A 14914-nucleotide genomic window follows, 5' to 3' on the forward strand; every position below is an offset into this window, starting at 1 on the left:
CGAGCGGCGCGCACCTGCTGAGTTCAGAGGTGCGTGCCTTTCACGGTGGCGCCGAGGACGCGACTGCGCGCCGCTTCAAATCGCCTCGGTCCGCTGCATCAGCCAATCGCGCGCCGCGCCCTGGACGTGGGGCTGGAGCCGCTCGCGCACGGTGGCGTGATAGGCATTGAGCCAGTCCGCCTCCGCCGCGGACAGCAGGCTCCGGTCCACCAGCCGCGTGTCGATGGGGCACAGGGTCAGCGTCTCGAAGCGGAGGAAGTCCCCGAAGGGCGTCGACTTCGCCGGCACCGTGGCGATGAGGTTCTCGATGCGGATGCCCCAACGCCCCGGCCGGTAGAGGCCCGGCTCGTTGGACGTCACCATGCCCGGCTCCAGCGCCGTGTGCGGCTCGTTGGGCAGCGTCTGCGAGATGCCGTGCGGCCCCTCGTGGACGTTGAGGAAGTAGCCCACGCCGTGGCCCGTGCCGTGGCCGTAGTCCAGCCCCTCCGCCCACAGCGGCGCTCGCGCCAGCACGTCCAGGGCCGGCGAACGCGTGCCCCTGGGAAAGTGGGCCTGGGACAGGTGGATCATCCCTTGCAATACCAGCGTGAAGTCTCGCCGCTGCTCCGCCGTGGGCTCCCCCACCGGGACCACGCGCGTGATGTCCGTGGTGCCCGTCGTGTACTGCCCGCCCGAGTCGATGAGCAGCAGGCCCTGCACGGGCTGCCCCGGCGTGCACACCGTCGCGTGGGACTCCGGCGTCGCCCGGTAGTGCGGCATCGCGCCGTTCGCGTTGAACGCGGCGATGGTCGCGAAGCTGAGCGACACGAACCCCGGACGGCGGGCCCGCTCCGCGGAGAGGCGCTCGTCGATGGTCAGCTCGGTGATGGGCTCACGGCCCAGCGCCGACTCGAACCAGGCGAAGAAGTGGCAGAGCGCCGCGCCGTCCTGCGCCATCGCGCCGCGGATGTGTTCGAGCTCCGCGGCCGTCTTGCGCGACTTGGCCACCGTCGACGGGTTGAGCGCCTCCACCACCGCCACGCCCTCCGCCACCGCCTGCCGCAGGCCATGCGTCACGCGCCGGGGGTCCACCAGGAGCTTCGCGTCCGCCGGCAGCGCGCCCAGCGCCCGGGCCGCCTCGTCGTACGGCCTGAGCGTGATGCCGTCCGCCTCCAGCGCCACGCGCAGCGCGTCCGGCACCTTGCCCTCCGTGATGAACAGGCGCGCCCCCCCGGGCTCCACCAGCAGATGCGCGAGGAACACCGGGTTGTAGTCCACGTCGGCGCCGCGCAGGTTCGTCAACCACGCGATGTCATCCAGCGTGGAGATGAAGTGGTGCGTCGCGCCCACGCGGGCCAGCTCCGCGCGCAGCGCCTGGAGCTTGTCCGCGCGCGAGCCCGCCGCCTGCTCGTGCGCGTACACGGGCGCGAAGGGCATCCGCGGCCGGTCCGGCCAGGCCTCCGCCACCACGTCCAGGTCCGTCCGCAGCACCACGCCCTTCGCCGTGAGCAGCGAAGCCGCGGACCGCGCCTGCCCCAGCCCCAGCACCGCGCCATCCACCGCCACCGCCCGCCCTGGCGGCACGTTCGCCGCGAGCCACTCCAGATGCGGCTGCCCGGGCGCGTTCGACGTGCGCACCGTCGCGATGCCGCTCCCCTTCAGCTGCGCGTCCGCCTGCTCCCAGTAGCGGCTGTCCACCCAGAGGCCGGCGTCCTCCGCCGTCACCACCAGCGTGCCCATGGAGCCCGTGAAGCCGGACACCCACTCGCGGGCCTTCCAGCGGTCCGGCACGTACTCGGACAGGTGTGGATCACTCGACGGTACCCAGACCGCCGCCACGTCGCGCTCCCGCATCACCTGCCGCAGCCGCGCGATGCGCTCGCGCGCCGCGGCCCCCTGCGTCTGCTCAAGGCCCATGGCTTCTCCTCCGTCGTTCCGCCGTGCGCCCCTCATGCCGGAAACAGCGCGGCTTTTCGAGGCCCCTGAAGCCCCGGCGCCCTCGGGGCATCGACCGCTGGGAAGACCGGTGTTGCTCGGAAGACGCGATGCGCCATCACCTGGCCTCCCGGGGTCGGGATGTGTTGCCCGTTGGGGGGGAAACTCGCCGCGCCCCTGGGCCCCGTGCCGCTGGGTGCTTACCAAGCCAGAGGTCGTGGTGCGCAGCCCGCGGCGAGCGGCACTCGTCTCCTGAAGCAGGCGTGAGTTTCACCGTGCGACGCGTCCTCGCCGTCCTTCCCTACGTACCGCTGCCTTCGGACACGGGCGGAACGCTGCGCACGCTGGAGCTGATGCGCGCGCTGGCTTCGCGCTTCTCGCTGGATGTGCTCGCGCTGAATCGTCCTGGGAATGACGCCGAGGGCTTCGCCCGCTGGCTGGCCGGGTTGGGCGTGCCCACCCGACATCTGCACCTGGTGGACACGCCGCGCGTGGCGCCCCGGGAGACGCTGCACAGCACCCGGGCCTTCTTTCACGGCACGCCGCTCACCTACATCCGCTTCACGCGCCAGGGCGCGCGGGAGTCCTTCCGCCGCGCGGTGGAGGAGCGCGGCCCCTTCGACATCATCCACTTCGACCACCTGCACATGGCGCAGCTGCTGCGGCTGGCGCGGGAGCTGAACCCCTCCGCGCATCTCGTCATCGACGAGCACAACGTGGAGAGCCAGCTGCTCGCCCGACTGGTGCCCCTGAGCGCGCCGCCGCTGCGCCCGCTCCTGCGCTGGCAGTACCGCCGCCTGGAGCGGCTGGAGCGCGAGTGCGTGAACGAAGCGGACTCCGTGCTCGCGTGCTCGAACGTGGACGCCGCGCTGCTGCGCTCCCTGGGGGCGAGGCAGGTGCACGTGGTGCCCAACGGCGTGAAGCTGCCGGAGTTCGAGCACCGGGAGGTCACCGGCGACGACCTGGTCTTCGTGGGCTCCATGGACTGGTGGCCCAACGAGGACGCCGTGCTGCGGCTGGCCCGCGAGGTGTGGCCGCTGGTGTCGTCGGAGCTGGCGCCGGGCAAGCTCATGGTGGTGGGCCGCAGCCCTCCCGCCTCCGTGCGCGCGCTGGAGAACGAACGGCTGGTGGTGACGGGCTCGGTGCCGTCCGTGGCGCCGCACCTGGCGCGCGCGTTGGCGACGGCCATTCCCCTGCGCGCGGGCAGCGGGACGCGCCTCAAGGTGCTGGAGGCCGCGGCGGCGGGCGTGCCCGTGGTGGCCACGCGCCTCGCGGTGGAGGGGCTGCCCATGGTGGAGGGCCAGCACGTCCTGCTCGCCGAGTCCGCGCAGGAGTTCGCCGCCGCGCTGCGAAGGCTGCGCAATGAACCCGACCTGTGCTTGAAGCTCTCGCGGAACGCGCGCCGGATGGCGGAGGCCTTCGCGTGGGAAGGCATCGCGGAGGGCCTGGGCGAGCTCTACCAGAACGCTCCGGCCGTGGCGGTGGGGGGCAAGAAGCCCCCGGGCGAAGAGGTCTCTTGAGCCTCCTCCCGCATTCGGGCGGACCGAGAGAGAGGTCCCCGTCAGGCCACCGCCCTACCCGGCCGTCGCGCTCGCGTCAGGCATGCCGAGCAGGGCTGGCAGGTAGAGCGCTTCAATGTAGCGCCGCGCCATCCGCTCCGGTGCGTGATGGGACACCCCGTACGTTCGCGCGGCCCGGGCCATCCGGGCACGCCAACCGGGAGCGGCCAGCAGGCCCGCGAGCGCCGAGGCCAGCGTGCCCGCGTCGCCTGGAGGCACGACGAGGCCGCGCCCCGTGCCCAGCACGTGGGGCAGCTCGCCGACGCCGGAGGCGATCAACGGCCGTCCCACCGCCATCGCCTCCAGCGCGACCAGCGGCATGCCTTCCCGCAGGGACGGCATCACCACCGCGTCCGCCGCCGCGTACACGCTCCGCACCTCCGAACGAAACCCCAGGAAGCGCACCGGCAGCCCGCGCGCCTGGGCCTCCAGCGACGCACGCAGAGGACCGTCCCCCACCAGCAGCAGGGTGGGCACCCTGGCGCCGGTCGTCCGGGCCAGCCGCCGCATCGCCTCCAGGAGGACCTGGGGCCCCTTCTCCATCGACAGGCGCCCGACCAGCGCGATCACCGACGCGTCGGGCGCGAGCTCCAGCTCCTCGCGGGCCCGGACGCGCTCCGCCTCCGTGCAGACGTCCGCGAGCGGCAGCGCGTTGGGGATGTGGACCACCGGCGAGCGGCGCACATAGCGGCGCAGGCGCGCGGTCAGCTCGCGCGACACCGCCGCCACCGCGCGGGTGCAGTTGCCCAGCACGCGCGCCAGCCCCTCGTACGCGATGAGCGCGGGCGTGGCGCCGGTGTCTCCGTGGTACGTCGCCACCAGGGGCACGCCGACGAGCGCGCTCGCCGCCGCGGCCAGCGTGAGCGACTTGTAGTCATGCGCGTGCAACAGCCCCACGCCGCGCCGGCGCACCTCCGAGGCGAGCGTGGCCACGGCCATGGCGCTGAACCGGCCGGGAACCTCCAGCGTCAGGGTGTCCAGGCCCTCTTCCCGCGCCGCGCCCGACAGCACGTCCACCCGTCCGGGAGCAACCAGGCTGCACACCTGCGCGCGCCAGGGGTCCGGCGTGGACGCGGCCAGGGACAGCAGGGCCCGCTCCGCGCCGTACAGGCCGCAGGTGCTGCGCACGTGGAGGAGGATGGAGTGTGGCACCGTGGATCTCCCGCTCACGCCTGGGCGCGAGCGACGGCCCCCCGGTAGAGCCCGGCGTACAGGTCCACCATGGTGGAGAGCGAGAAGCGCTGTGCCTCGAGCTTCGCGGCCGACCCCAGGCGCATCCGCAGCTCCACGTCGCGAGCCAGGCGCTTCACCGCCCCGCCGAGCGCGTCCACGTCTCCGGTCGCGACCAGGAGCGACGTCCGGCCGTCGCGGTGCACCTCGTGGATGGCGGGGATGGCGTGCGACACCGTGGGCAGGCCCGCCGCCATCGCCTCCAGCAGCGACAGCGAGCGGCCCTCGCGCCGCGACGGCTGGACATAGACATCGAACGCGGGCAGCAGCCGGCTGGCCTCCAGCACGGCCCCGGTGAAGTGAATCCGTCCGGCCAGCGGGGACGCGGCGGCGCGGGCGCGCAGCTCGGCCTCCATCGGGCCGGGGCCAATCATCACCAGGTGCGTGTCCGGCGTGTCCGCGAAGTGGCGCAGGAAGGCGTCCACCAGCAGGTCCGGCCCCTTCTCCTCGGAGAGGCGGCCCAGGTAGCCCACCACGGTGGCGTCCCTGGGAACGCCCAGGCGCGCGCGCGCGGTCCGCCGGGCCTCCGCGCCCAGGGCCACCTCGAGCGGCACGCCGTTCTCGATGGTGACGACGCGCGTGAGCAGCTTCGGGCTCCACCGCTCCAGGCTGGCGCGCACCTCGCTGCCACAGGCCACCAGCGACTGGGTGAAGACGGCGGCGGCCATGGCCGCGGGACGCAGCTTGCCCCGCGGTTCCACGGTCTGATGGAAGGTCCCCAACACGGGCGTGCGCGGGCGCAGGGTCCGCGTGGCGACGGCGTTGAGCCAGGGCCCCACGTCGTGGCCGTGGACCACGTCCGCGCCAAAGGCATCCACCTCCTGGACCAGCCGGCGGATCACCGTGGGCGTCATGCCCGCCAGCCCTCCCAGCCACACCGTGGGCACGTGGGCGCGCTGGAGCAGCTCCCGCACGGGGCCGTCCGGTCCCAGCGCCAGCACCACGGACTCAATGCCCCGAGCGCGGCCGTGCTGTGACAACCGGACCACCAGCTGTTCAAGTCCCCCCATCTCCAGGCCGTACATCACATGCGCCACGCGAGTCGGGCGAGCTGCTGTCGGATGGGGTGCGTTCGTCATGGACGCATGCAACCTAGGCATGCACCCAGTGCCTACAACCCCTTCCCAGAGCCCGCGTTCCAGCCGGTGTCCTGCAGTGGAAGCTCGTCGCGGGAGCCCGCGGTCAAGCCCTCCCGCGGACGGGGGTCTACGACGACGGCCCGCCCGAGCAGGCGGCGGCGCGGGCCCGCAGCAGCACCTGCTCCCTGGCGTTGCGCGTGAGCGACGCCGCCCGTTCGAACTCCGCCCGGGCCTCCGGCAGGCGCCCCAGCTTCTGGAGCAGGTCACCGCGCACGCTCGGCAGCAGGTGGTAGTGCTTGAGGGACGGCTCCTCCAGCAGCCGATCCACGATGGACAGCCCCACGGCGGGGCCGTACGCCATTGAAAACGCGACGGCTCTGTTCAGGTCCACCACGGGTGACGGCACCAGGCGCATGAGCGTCGAGTAGAGCGCGGCGATCTGCTCCCAGTCCGTCTCCTCCGGCGTCCGGGCCCGGGCATGGCAGGCGGCGATGGCGGCCTGCACCCCGTAGGGGCCCTGGACGCCGCCCACCTCCGACGCACGCTTCAACGCCGCGAACCCCCGGCGGATGAGGAGCTGATCCCACAGCGCGCGGTTCTGCTCCAGCAGCAGCACCGGCTCGCCGTTCGGCCCCACCCGCGCCCGGGTCCGCGAGGCCTGGATCTCCATCAGCGCCACCAGCCCGTGCACCTCCGGCATGCGGGGCATCAGCTCGGCCAGGATGCGGCCCAGGCGCAGCGCGTCCTCGCAGAGCGCGGGGCGCATCCAGTCATCCCCCGCGGTCGCGGAGTAGCCTTCATTGAAGACGAGGTAGATGACCTCCAGCACCGACGCGAGCCGCGCTTCGAGGTCCTCGCCCCGGGGGACCTCGAAGGGGACGCCCTTCTCCGCCAGGGTCCGCTTGGCCCGGACGATGCGCTGGGCCACCGTCGGCTCCGGCACCAGGAACGCGCGGGCGATCTCCTCCGTCGTCAGGCCGCCCAGCAGCCGCAGCGTGAGCGCCACCCGCGCCTCCGGGGACAGCACCGGGTGGCAGGAGATGAAGACGAGGCGCAGGAGGTCGTCGCCGACGTTGTCGTCCAGCGCCGCGTCCAGGTCTGGCATCTCCGCCTCCTCCAGCCCGTGCCCCAGCTCCTCGTGCTTGCGCGCGAGCAGCTTGTGCCGGCGCATCTCGTCGATGGCGCGCCGCTTCGCCGTGGCCATCAGCCACGCCCCCGGGTTGTCCGGCACGCCCGACACCGGCCACTTCTCCAACGCCGCGACCAGCGCGTCCTGCGCCAGCTCCTCCGCCTGCCCTACGTCGCGCACCATGCGCGCGAGCCCGGCGATGAGCCGCGCGGACTCGATTCTCCACACCGCGTGGACCGCGGCCTGTGCCTTGGAATCCGTCACGGCGACGGACTCAATCACCCCTGCGCGTGGGTGCAAGCCCTACCAGGCAGGCCGCTCGCCGCGCTCGACGCTCCTTTCAACAGCGCGTCGAACGAGCGGCCGGAAAATCGACATGCGGGTGCGGCCTTCCTTCCGGGCCCCCTCCAAGGCGGCCGTCCCAGGTCCCGGGGTGTGCACCTTCGGGAGGGACGACACCGCCCCGGACTCCCTGCTTCGGGAGCCCGGGGCCCGGCCCTCAGCTCACGCCCGCGCCTCGGCGCTGGAGGACAGGAGCGCGTCCGGCACCGGCTCGTACGTCCCCAGGCGCATGCTGGCCTGGGCCCGTCCCTGCGTGCGGCCGCGCAGCGCCGTCACGTAGCCGAAGAGCCGCGCCATGGGCACGCGCGCGGACACGCTCCGCGCCGCCCCCTTCGCCTCCATCCCCGACACCCGTCCCCGCCGCGACGCCAGGTCTCCCAGCACGTCGCCCAGGAACTCCTCCGGCGTCACCACCTCCACCTCCATCACCGGCTCCAGCCCCTGCACGCCCACGCGCCGCGCGGCCTCCTGGAGCGCCAGCGAGCCCGCCACCGCGAACGCCTGCGGGGTGGAGTCCTTCACGTGCGTGTCCCCATCCACCAGCCGCACCTCCACGTCCACCAGCGGCACGCCGTCCCGCACGCCCCGCGCCATGGCGCCGGCCACGCCCTTTTCAATCGCGGGCACCAGCTCCCGGGGAATGGTGCCGCCCTTCGTGGCGTCCACGAAGACGAGCCCCGCCCCTCGCGGCGCCGGCCCCACGTCCAGCACCACGTACGCATACTGTCCGGGCCCGCCAGACTGGCGGACGTGGCGGTACTCCTGGCGCACCGCGCTCCGCAGCGTGTCGCGGTACGCCACCTTCGGCTGTCCCACGCGCGCCTCCACCCCGAACTCCGTCCTCAACCGGTCCACGACCACCTCCAGGTGCAGCTCTCCCATGCCGGACAGCAGCACCTGGCCACTCTCCGCGTCCACGCCCAGGCGCAGCGACGGGTCCTCCGCCGCCAGCCGCTGCAGCCCCTCCTCCAGCTTCGGCAGCTCCGCGGGCGAGCGCGCCTCCACGGCGAGCTGCACCACGGGCTCCATCACGTTCAACGCCTCCAGCACCACCGGCGCCTCCGGGTCGCACAGCGTGTCGCCCGTGCGCACGCCCTTGAGCCCCAGCGCCGCGCAGAGGTCTCCCGCGTGCACCTCCCCCACCTCCTCCCGGCGGTTGGCGTGCATGAACATCAGGCGCCCCACCCGCTCGCGCCGTCCGGTGACGGGGTTGAGCAGGACGGTGCCCGCGCGCAGCGTGCCGGAGTACACCCGCAGGAACACGATGCCGCCCACGGCCTTGTCACTCATCAGCTTGAACACCAGGGCGCAGGGGGGCCCCGCGTCCGACGCGGGACGGCTGACGTGCTCGCCGGTGCCCGGGACACAGCCCTCCACGGCGGCCACGTCCGCGGGTGACGGCAGGTAGTTGACGACCGCATCCAAGAGCATCTGCACTCCCTTCTTCTTGAAGGCCGACCCGCACAGCACCGGCACCAGCGTCCGCGACAGGGTGCCCAGGCGCAGCGCGCGCTCCAGGTCCTCCGCGGTGATGTCCTCCACGCGCCCCTCCACGAACTTCTCCAGCACGGTGGCGTCCACGTCCGCGCACGCCTCGATGAGGCGCATGCGGTGCGCCATCACCTCCTCCAACAGGGCGGGAGGCACCGGCCCGTCGTCATCGAAGCGGCCGTCGTCGCCCTCGAAGCGGACGAGCCGCAGGCGCACCAGGTCCACGAACCCCTGGAAGTCCGCGCCGTCCCCCAGGGGCCACTGCACGGCCACCGGGCGCACGCCCAGCCGGTCCACCATGGACTGCACGCTCTGGGCGAAGTCCGCGCCCACCTTGTCCATCTTGTTGATGAACGCGATGCGCGGCACGCCGTAGCGGTCCGCCTGCCGCCACACCGTCTCCGACTGCGGCTCCACGCCCTGGCTGGCGTCGAACACCGCGACCGCGCCGTCGAGCACGCGCAGCGAACGCTCCACCTCGATGGTGAAGTCCACGTGGCCCGGCGTGTCCAGGATGTTGATGCGGTGGGGCACGCCCGCCTCCCGCCCGTGACGGGGCTGCCAGAAGGCCGTCGTCGCCGCGGAGGTGATGGTGATGCCACGCTTGCGCTCCTGCTCCATCCAATCCATCTCCGTGGAGCCCGCGTGCACCTCTCCCGTGCTGTGGATGCGGCCGGTGAAGTAGAGGACGCGCTCGGTGAGCGTCGTCTTGCCCGCGTCGATGTGCGCCATGATGCCGATGTTCCGATACCGCTCGATGCGCGTGGTGCGAGACATGAAAGACTCCCGTTCCCGTCCGGGCAGCGAGGCCCGCGGGTGTGTTGGATTGAGGCGCTGGTTGGGCTGAGGAACTGGCCCCCGGAGGTCTTCAGGCGCGCCCGCGCACGACGGACCCCCAGCGGCACGGCGGGCCGCTCGGGAACGCGCGAGGACACACGAAGACACCCCGGGGACGACTCAGGCGGAGACGGCGCTCACGGCGCGCGGGCAACCAGCCACGGCGCGCACCGGAGCCATCCGGTCCGCCTGCTCAAATATCGAGCAGAACCTCGTGACGGGGGGCGAGGCGCACGTCCGCCGCCGGCGCGAAAGCGCTCAGGGTCGGCAGGGCATGGATGGAGACGGGCCTCATGATGCCTTAGAGGTAAAACACGGACCCCTTCGTGTCAATCCAGGCTCGCGAAAAGAATATTCGCGGCCCCCGGCGTAAAGGTCGCGGTTGGCTCGAGATGCCAACCCCTGACTCCTCCGAGGGGGATGTATGTCCACGTTTCACAAGAGCCTGCTGACGGCCACCATGGCACTCGTCGGCTTGAACGGATGTGTCTACGGTTACGTCTACGACGCGTCTTCGGGCAGCGCCGTGCAGGACGTGACGGTGACCGTTGCTTCCGGCGTCTGCTCCGGCAACGGCTGCGGCAGCAACCCCACGTTCCAGAAGACGGAATCGTCGGGCCTCTACGTCTTCGACGCGTACGGCAACCACAACGGCGCGGACCACGTGCAGATCGTCATGCCCGCCGCCGGCGAGGAGGCGCTCCGGCTCGTCTACACCCGCGCGGGCTACCGCACCGTGACCGTCTACCACCGGCCCAAGTACGAGACGGTCACGCAGGACGGGACCGACTACAGCGTCTCCAACGTGCAGCCCGTCTACCTGTGCGCGACCAACGCCGTGGACTCGGACGGCGACGGCATCTGCGACGCGGCGGAGGCCCGCTACGGCACCAACCCGTACAGCGCGGACACGGACGGCGACCGCATCAGCGACTACGCGGAGCTGTACGGCTACGGCGGCGTGGACCTGCGCTACTACGGCGTGGATCCGCGCAAGAAGGACGTCCTGGTGGAGGTGGACTACTACGCCGACCGCAAGCCCACCCAGGCCGCGCTGGACCGCGTGACGACGGCCTTCGCCAACGCGCCGGTGAGCAACCCCAACGGCACCACGGGCATCAACCTGCACCTGGTGCTGGACTCGCAGATCGCCGCCGCGGACGCGATCGCCAACCTGGACACCGCGTGGCAGGGCGTGGACACCCTCAAGAGCAAGTACTTCCCGGCCCGCCGGGCGCCCTTCTTCCACTACGCCCTCTTCGCCAACACCTACGGCACGACGAGCTCCAGCGGCCTGTCGCGCGGCATCCCCGGCCATGACCTCATCGTGACCCTGGGCGCCTGGAGCCCGGCGGGCGGCACGGAGCTGCAGCAGGCCGGCACCCTCATGCACGAGCTGGGGCACAACATCGGCCTGCGGCATGGCGGCAACGACGACAGCAACTACAAGCCCAACTACCTGAGCCAGATGAACTACGAGTACCAGATGTACGGCCTGCGGGTGGACGGCGTGGACAACGTGCTGGACTACTCGCGCGTGCGCGTCGCCTCCATCAGCGAGTCCTCCATCAACGAGGTCTCCGCCTTCGCGCCCGTCTCCCCCACCACGGAGGCGGACCTGGCCCACATCGGCGTGCGCATCAATGGCATCCAGGTCAGCGGCACCGCGAGCGCCAACCTGGACTTCAACAACAACGGCGTCATCCAGTCCGTGTCCTACGCCAAGGACCTCAACCACGACTCGGACACCCTGGACACCTTCCCCGCGTCGCAGAACGACTGGCTGGCGCTCGTGTATGACGGCGCCTCGCAGATCGGCGACCCCTGGCTGGGCGTGTCCCAGGGCCTGAGCCGCGCGCAGCCGTTCTTCGTCATCCCGGAGAAGACCGACGCCTGCCTCACCGCGGAAGCCTTCCGCGCCCGGTAGTCCGCCGCCGCCCACCCTGGAAGGTCACGTGCCGCCGGGCGCCCCGCATGGGGGGCCCGGCGGTCGTGTCCCGTCCGGCGGCGCCGCGTAGACTGGGCGGCATGCCGCAAGTCGCACTCGTCGGATACGGACGTTTCGGTCGGGCCCTGGGAACGCTGCTCGAGGCAGCGGAGCTGGGCTACCGCGCCATGGACCCGGTGGCCGAACCGCCGGAGCCGCTCCGCGCGCGCTCGGTGCCGGAGCTGCTGGAGGGCGCGGAGCTGGTGGTGGTGGCGGTGCCGGTGCCTCGGATGCGCGAGGTGCTGCTCACGCTGCGACCGCACCTCACGCCGCGCCACCTGGTGCTGGACGTGGGCAGCGTCAAGGTGAAGCCCGTGGAGGCGCTGACGGAGGTGCTGGGGGCCCAGGTGCCCTGGGTCGGGACGCATCCCCTCTTCGGGCCCTTGAGCCTCGCGATGGCGGAGCGGCCCATGCGCGTCGTGCTCTGCCCCAACCCGCTGCATCCGGACGCGGCCCCGCGCGCGCGGCGCTTCTACGAGGCGCTGGGGTGCGAGGTCATCGAACAGACGCCGGAGGGACACGACCGGGTGATGGCCCGGACGCACGCGCTCACGTTCTTCGTGGCCAAGGGGATGGTGGACTCCGGCTCCGCGGTGGACGTGCCCTTCGCGCCCGCGAGCTTCAAGGCGCTGTCGCGCACCATCGAGACGGTGCGCATGGACGCGGGGCACCTCTTCAACGCCATCCAACAGGAGAACCCCTTCGCGACCGAGGCGCGCGGGCGGTTGCTCGCGGCGCTCCAGGCCATCCACCGCGACCTGGAAGCCCTTCCCTCCGGAGTCCAGGCGCGGGAGGCGGCGGGGCTCTCAGCCCCTGGGCTGGAGCCGGGCCCCCCGGAGGTCCGCGAGCCGCGCGAGCACATCGACCAGCTGGACCGGGAGCTGGTGGAGCTGCTCGCCCGCCGCGCGGAGCTGGCCCGTCGCCAGCGCCGCGCCCAGCCTCCCGGTAACGAGCCGGCGCGCAAGGAGGCGCTGCTCGCCGTGCGCCGCGCTTGGGCCCGGGAGCTGGGCCTGGAGCCCCAGGAGGTGGAGGCCCTCTTCCGCGTCGTGCTTGACGCCCGGGGCTGAGGCGGGACGTCAGATGGCGTCGTCCAGCCAGTCGAACATCCGGTGGTTGGCGACGGCCTGCGCCCCTTCCTGGCAGTGAAGCAGGCCCGTGTCCTCCGCGGTGAAGAGCAGGTAGTCCTTGGGGCAGCTCAGCGAGTCGAAGAGCAGCCGGGCCTGTCCCTGGGAGAACGCCTCCGCGGTGCCGTCCATCACCAGCGTCCGGCAGTGGATGCGGTGGACGACGGGCTCGTTGTTGAACTCGCGCAGCTTGAAGAGCAGGTCCGAAGGCGAGCTCGCGCCGTGCTTGCACATCGAGTCCTTCATGTACCAGCGATACAGGAACACCTGCGACATCAGCTGGGCCATGGCCGCGTCGAAGGCCCGGGGGTCGCTCTCCAGCAGCGGCATCACGTCCGGGAAGTAGGTGTTGAACTGCTCGAAGGAGGACTGGCCCCAGTTCAGGACGCCGGGATTGGGGATGAGGATCTTGATGCGCCGCTCGAACGCCGCGGCGCGGGGCACCAGCGCGCCCCCCATGCTCCATCCCAGGAGCGCGATGCGCCGCGAGTCCACTCCCGCGATGCACACGGCGAAGTCCACCACCGGCCGGATGACGTTCTCCCAGTCTGGACGGAAGGGCAGCCCCTGCTCGCGGATGGCCATGCCCTGCCCTGGCGCGTGCACGAGCAGGCAGTGGTAGCCCCGCGCGAGGGCCGCATCCACGACGTACTTGGACTCCTCCGGCCACGCGTCGCGTCCCTGCTGGAAGATGAGCAGCGGCGCGAGGGTCCGGGCGCTCGGCGAGCGGAAGAAGTAGCCGGGCAGCGTCGTCCGCTCATAGGGGATGCGCACCGGCGTCCCCGGGATCCGGAGCAGCGTCAGGGCCTTGTTGTACGCATCCACCGCCTTGCGCCCGGTGGCCACCACGCTCGGGTGGGTGGGCTCGGGGTGGTGGATGAGGGCGGCGCGGTAGTAGTTGGCGGCGCGCAGATAGGCATTGCCGGCGCTGAGGGTGTGACGCTTGGCCAGGCTCGCGTCGCCCATGGTGCGGATGCGGTCGGCGGTGTGGACCCACTCGTTGGGCCAGCTCCAGTCATCCCCCGGGACGACGCGCCGCGCGGTGTCCAGCACCTCGCTGATGTCCGCCTGGGCGCTGTAGGTCGCGGCCAGGAAGTGGAGGAGCTGGCTCTCCATGATGGGGTCCTCCATCAATCCCAGCTCATACCAGGGCGTGGGCGCCCCGGCGGAGGCGGAGGCCCCGGACGGGGGCTGGGCCGCGAGGGAAGGAGCGCCCCGGAGGAGCGCGAGCCCCCCGGTGAGCCCAAGGCTGGCTTGGATGAGGGAGCGACGGTCCAATGAGATGCCCATGGTCTGTGACCTCCAGCGAAACAAGTGGCTGGAGGATCGAACACCGGGCGTCTCCGCATCTGTCACTCGCCGCGCGTCACCGCGTGGCCAGGAGGGCGAAGACGCGGTGGGGGACGGCGAGGGGCGCTCGCGGGAAGCGGTCCGCCAGGAGCTTCGCGTGCGCGACATCGAAGCGGGCGGCCTCGTCGTCGGAGAGCACCGGGCCCACCTTGGCGCTGGCGCGCACCCGCCCCATCCACGCCTCATGCGAGTAGTGAACGACCGTGTCGAAGGTGAAGGACTCCAGGCCGGTGAAGCCCGCGGTGGCCACGTCGATGAACCAGCGCGGGTAGACGCCCGCATCGTTCCCGAAGCTGACGTACGGCGCGACCTGTGAGGGATTGAACGTGTCGATGAGCGTGTGAACCACCTCCACGACGTTGCCCGGCAATGGCAGCCAGTCGAAGTGCGCGATGACCAGTCGCCCGCCGGGTGCCAGCACGCGGAGGGCCTCGCGGGCCGCGGCGGCCCGGTCGAACCAATGCCAGCACGTCCCAGCGGTCACGAGCCCGAAGGCGCTGGAGGGCAACCCCGTCTCCTCCGCGGGCGCCACCCGGAAGTCGATGGACAGCCCCTCCTCGGTGGCGAGCCGCCGGGCGGACTCCAGCATGGGCGCGGAGACATCGAGCGCGGTGACATGGCCCCCGCGCTTCGCCAGGCCCCGGGCGAGCGTGCCCGTGCCCGCGCCCAGGTCGAGGACCTGCTGGCCGGAAGGGAAGACGCCCTCGCGAAGCAGCCGCTCGAAGAAGGCGTCCGGGAAGCCCGCGCGGTGCCGGGCGTAGTCCTCCGACGTGCGTCCAAAGTCCACGTGCATGGAATGTCCTCCGTGTTCGACCCTCCCCGCCCTGGAGCAAAGACACGTCGACAGCGGATCCGGCCTGCGTCGACACTCC

The 14914-nt window shown here is 72.0% G+C and carries 10 protein-coding genes; 3 read left to right on the forward strand and 7 right to left on the reverse strand.

Annotated features, from left to right (window positions below; genetic code table 11):
- Positions 1-75 precede the first annotated feature (75 nt).
- The gene (locus FOF48_RS07520; RefSeq protein ID WP_143899484.1) at positions 76-1896 is read right to left on the reverse strand and encodes an aminopeptidase P family protein; all 1821 of its coding nucleotides are present in this window, start codon (positions 1894-1896) and stop codon (positions 76-78) included.
- A gap of 293 nt (positions 1897-2189) precedes the next feature.
- Between FOF48_RS07520 and FOF48_RS07525 the strand changes: the two genes are divergently transcribed.
- Positions 2190-3434, forward strand: a complete 1245-nt coding sequence (locus tag FOF48_RS07525; protein WP_161664352.1) for a glycosyltransferase family 4 protein — start codon at positions 2190-2192, stop codon at positions 3432-3434.
- Positions 3435-3488: 54 nt separating this feature from the next.
- Here the strand turns inward: FOF48_RS07525 and FOF48_RS07530 are convergent, their stop codons facing one another.
- From FOF48_RS07530 to fusA, 4 genes are all read right to left on the reverse strand, one after another.
- Positions 3489-4625, reverse strand: a complete 1137-nt coding sequence (locus tag FOF48_RS07530; RefSeq protein WP_143899486.1) for a glycosyltransferase family 4 protein — start codon at positions 4623-4625, stop codon at positions 3489-3491.
- Positions 4626-4639: 14 nt separating this feature from the next.
- The gene (locus FOF48_RS07535; RefSeq protein ID WP_186001821.1) at positions 4640-5782 is read right to left on the reverse strand and encodes a glycosyltransferase; all 1143 of its coding nucleotides are present in this window, start codon (positions 5780-5782) and stop codon (positions 4640-4642) included.
- Between the two features lie 127 nt (positions 5783-5909).
- Positions 5910-7175 (reverse strand): RNA polymerase sigma factor, encoded by a 1266-nt coding sequence (locus FOF48_RS07540; protein ID WP_143899488.1) that lies wholly within the window; start codon positions 7173-7175, stop codon positions 5910-5912.
- A 240-nt stretch (positions 7176-7415) separates the two neighbouring features.
- Positions 7416-9521 carry an elongation factor G gene (gene fusA / locus FOF48_RS07545; protein ID WP_143899489.1) on the reverse strand — a complete coding sequence of 702 codons (2106 nt, stop codon included), beginning with the start codon at positions 9519-9521 and terminating at the stop codon, positions 7416-7418.
- Positions 9522-10005: 484 nt separating this feature from the next.
- Here fusA and FOF48_RS07550 point away from each other — a divergent pair, with 484 nt between their 5' ends.
- Positions 10006-11508, forward strand: coding sequence for a hypothetical protein (locus FOF48_RS07550; RefSeq protein WP_143899490.1), 1503 nt, complete (start codon positions 10006-10008; stop codon positions 11506-11508).
- Between the two features lie 101 nt (positions 11509-11609).
- Positions 11610-12635 carry a prephenate dehydrogenase/arogenate dehydrogenase family protein gene (locus tag FOF48_RS07555; RefSeq protein WP_143899491.1) on the forward strand — a complete coding sequence of 342 codons (1026 nt, stop codon included), beginning with the start codon at positions 11610-11612 and terminating at the stop codon, positions 12633-12635.
- A 9-nt stretch (positions 12636-12644) separates the two neighbouring features.
- Here FOF48_RS07555 and FOF48_RS07560 read toward each other — a convergent pair whose 3' ends face one another.
- Entirely contained in the window at positions 12645-13982 is a 1338-nt protein-coding gene (locus FOF48_RS07560) for a S9 family peptidase (protein WP_143899492.1), read from the reverse strand.
- Positions 13983-14058: 76 nt separating this feature from the next.
- Positions 14059-14835: a class I SAM-dependent methyltransferase gene (locus FOF48_RS07565; RefSeq protein WP_143899493.1), complete on the reverse strand. Its 777-nt coding sequence runs from the start codon at positions 14833-14835 to the stop codon at positions 14059-14061.
- Between the last annotated feature and the right edge of the window lie 79 nt (positions 14836-14914).

This window comes from Corallococcus sp. Z5C101001 (assembly GCF_007352635.1).
GTDB classification, from domain to species: Bacteria; Myxococcota; Myxococcia; order Myxococcales; family Myxococcaceae; genus Corallococcus; species Corallococcus silvisoli.